At 75.2% G+C, this 3,719-nt stretch carries 2 protein-coding genes; both read left to right on the forward strand.

The annotated features are described in order from the left end of the window. Positions 1-2,075, forward strand: a 2,075-nt coding sequence (locus H5J30_RS21650; protein ID WP_181789050.1) for a tetratricopeptide repeat protein, incomplete at its 5' end; no start/stop codon positions are given. Positions 2,076-2,237: 162 nt separating this feature from the next. Next, a partial coding sequence (locus tag H5J30_RS21655; protein WP_181789051.1) for an SDR family oxidoreductase occupies positions 2,238-3,719 on the forward strand: 1,482 nt, incomplete at its 3' end.

Genomic DNA, 3,719 nt, shown 5'->3' on the forward strand with positions numbered 1-3,719 from the left:
ACCGGGCCGCGGCGCACGCCGAACTCGCCGACGCGCTCCGCGGACTCGGCCGCGCCGCGATGGCGCGCCGCGCCTACGCCCGTGCCCTGGCCGTCGACCCGTCGTACGCCGCGGCGGCGGCCGGCCTGGACGCCATGGACCGCGGCCGGCAGGAGCGGGAGAACTTCCAGGTCGGCCAGCGCCTGGCCAGCCAGCGGCACATCGGCCACTGGACCGTGCTGGACGTACGCCGCGGCGGGTTCGGCGTGGTCTACGTCGTACGCGCCAGCGACACCGGCGCGCGCAAGGTGCTCAAGACCTACGACACCCGGCTCCTGTGGAGCGACGAGGACCGGGCCCGCTTCGAGCGCGAGGCGCTGACCTGGGTGCGGCTGCGCCCGCACCCGAACGTCGCGCCCGCCGAGCACGTGGAGTGGATCGAAGGGCTGCCCTGCGTGGTCACCGAGTACGCCGAGGGCGGCGACCTGGCCCGCCTGCTGAGGGCCGGCGCGCTGCCGCCCGCCGACGCCCTGCGCTTCGCGCGGCACCTGTGCGACGGGCTGCGCCACGGGCACGACCAGCTGGGCCTGGTCCACCGGGACGTCAAACCGGCGAACTGCCTGCTGACGGGCGACGGCACGCTGCGCGTGACCGACTTCGGGCTGGCCCGCGCCTTCGACTCCGCGGACGCCGATCTCCCCGGCCTCGGCGAACTGCCCGCCGCCGCACAGGCGCTGTATACGACGGTGGCCGGCACACCGCGCTACATGGCGCCCGAGCAGTACGCCCCCGGCGCCGTGCTGGACACCCGCGCCGATGTCTACGCGTACGGCGTGGTGCTCTTCCAGATGGTCACCGGCGCGCTGCCGCCCGCCGGCGTGCCGGCCAGGGCGTACGTCGAGCGCACCACCCGCCGGCGCACCCGGCGCACCCCGCTCTACCGGCTGATCCGCGCGTGCACCGAGGCGGACCGCGAGGACCGCCCGCCGGACTTCGCGGCGGTGCGCGAGCTGCTGGACGGTGTGTACCGGAAAGTGCTCGGCCGCCCCGCGCCCGCGCCCCCCGGGACACCGCGCCTGACCGCCGAGGAGTACGTGTCCAGGGCCGTCGGGCTCATCCACCTGGAGCGTTTCGGCGAAGCCCTGGAGGAGGCGGAGGACGGACTGCGCGCGGCCGACCGGGACGGCGACGGCGATGTCGTCCGCGCCAAGCTGTGGCAGGTGCGCGGCATGGCCCTGGGCTGGCTGCGCCGAGGCGAAGAAGCGCTGGCCGCGTACGACCGGGCCGTCGGGCTGAACCCGGAGGAGCCGAGCGCGTGGCTGAACCGCGGGAACCAGCTCCTCGCCCAGGAGCGCCACGAGGACGCCCTGGAGTGCTACGACCGCGCCTTGGAGATCCGGCCCGACATCGGCAACGTGTGGGGGAGCAAGGCCAACGCGCTGGGCGCCCTGAAACGCTTCGAGGAAGCGGAGGAGGCGGCCTCCCGGGCCGTCGCCCTCCGGCCGCGCGACCCGAACATCCTGGTGATCCGGGCCCTGCTGCGAGGCCGGCAGTACCGGCACGCCGACGCGCTGGAGGACCTGGACCGGGCCCTCGCCGTCGAACCCCGCTCCGCCCTGGCGCTCGGCAACAAGGGCAACACCCTGCTGCTGCTGTCGCGCCCCGAGGAGGCCCTCGACGCCCTCCAGCGGGCGGCCGAGCTGGCGCCGGACGACCCGAGTACCTCGTGCAACCTCACGCTCGCGGCCTACCGGCTGGGGCGCTACGAAGAGGCCGGGGAGTACTGCGAGAAGGCGCTGCGCCTGTTCGGTCGGACGGCGGAGCTGCTGGTGCACAAGGGCCTGATCCACGGCAAGCTGCACGGGTCCGACGAAGCCGAGCTGGCCTGTTACGACAGCGCCGTCGCGGCGGCGGCGGACGACGACGCCTGGCGGGCCGCGGCCTGGGGCCGCAAAGGGGCGGCCCTGCTGGCACTGGAACGCCCGGAGGAGGCGCTCGCCTGCTACGACGAGAGCCTGAGCATCCTGCCGGACACGTCCTGGCTGAGGGACGGCCGGCAGACGGCTCTCGAACATCTCGGCCGCACGGACGCCTGACCGCGCGGGCACCGGCTGCGCCGCGGCCCGAACGCGCTCCGCCGTGCAGCCATGCGGGCTGAATCCTGCGACGCAGCCTGAAGGCGTACGCGGGGAGGGGCATACGTCCCGGTGGGGAGTGGACGAGCGGCCCGCCGCGGCCCCTTCGGTGAGGAGAACGCGATGAGCGCGAGCCCGCACGGCGCGCCGGACGGCGTACCGCCGCGGCCCGAGGCACTGCACTGCCTCGTCACCGGATCGTCCGGATACATCGGCGGGCGGCTCGTCCCGGAGCTGCTCGACGCCGGCCACCGCGTCCGGTGCCTGGTACGCACCCCCGGCAAGCTGCGCGACCAATCGTGGGTCGCGCGGGTGGAGCCCGTGCGCGGAGACGTCACCGACGCCGCTTCGGTGGGCGAGGCGCTGCGCGGCATCGACGTCGCGTACTACCTGGTGCACGCGCTCGGCACCGGGTCGGACTTCGAGGAGACGGACCGGCGCGCGGCGCGGATCTTCGCCGAGCAGGCGCACGCCGCCGGCGTGCGGCGGATCGTCTACCTCGGCGGGCTCACCCCGGACGGCGTTCCGGAGCGGTCGCTCTCGCCCCATCTGCGCTCCCGGGCGGAGGTGGGACGGATCTTCCTCGACGCCCCCGTGCCGGCCGCCGTGCTCCGGGCCGCGGTGGTGATCGGATCCGGGTCGGCGTCGTTCGAGATGCTGCGCTATCTGACCGAGCGTCTGCCGGTCATGGTCACTCCGAGCTGGGTGCACACCCGGACGCAGCCCATCGGGGTCCGGGACGTGCTCCGCTACCTCGTCGGCTCCGCCGGTCTGCCCGCCGGCGTCGACCGGGCGTTCGACATCGGCGGGCCCGACGTGCTCACGTACCGGGAGATGATGCGCCGCTACGCCGCCGTCGCCGGCCTGCGGCAGCGGGTCGTCGTCCCGGTGCCGGTCCTCACGCCCCGGCTGTCCAGCCACTGGGTCGGTCTCGTGACGCCCGTACCGGCCTCGATCGCCCGCCCGCTCACCGAGTCGCTCCGGCACGAGGTCGTCTGCCGCGAGCACGACATCGCCCGGTACGTCCCCGACCTGCCCGGCCGGCCACTGCCGTTCGACGACGCGCTCGCCCTCGCGATCCGGCGGGTGGGCGAGGCGCAGGTCGCCACCCGCTGGTCCTCCGCCGGCCTCCCGGGTGCCCCGAGCGACCCGCTGCCCACCGACCCCGACTGGGCGGGCGGCAGCCTGTACGAGGACGAGCGGGAGCTACCGGTCGCCGCGTCCCCCGAGGCCCTGTGGAAGGTGATCGAGGGGATCGGCGGCGACAACGGCTGGTACTCCCTCCCGCTCGCCTGGGCCGTACGCGGCTGGCTCGACCGGTTCGCCGGCGGGGTCGGACTGCGCCGCGGCCGCCGCGACGCCCAGCGGCTGCGGGTCGGCGACTCCCTGGACTTCTGGCGGGTGGAGGAGATCGAACCCGCGCGGCTGCTCCGGCTGCGGGCCGAGATGCGCCTGCCGGGCCTCGCCTGGCTGGAGATGTACGTCGAGACGGACGGCGCGGGGCGCACCCGCTACCGGCAGCGGGCCCTGTTCCACCCGCGCGGACTCCTCGGCCACGCCTACTGGTGGTCGGTCTCGCCCTTCCACGCCGTGGTCTTCGGGGGC

It is taken from the genome of Streptomyces phytophilus, from assembly GCF_013870535.1.
Taxonomy (GTDB): domain Bacteria; phylum Actinomycetota; class Actinomycetes; order Streptomycetales; family Streptomycetaceae; genus Streptomyces; species Streptomyces phytophilus.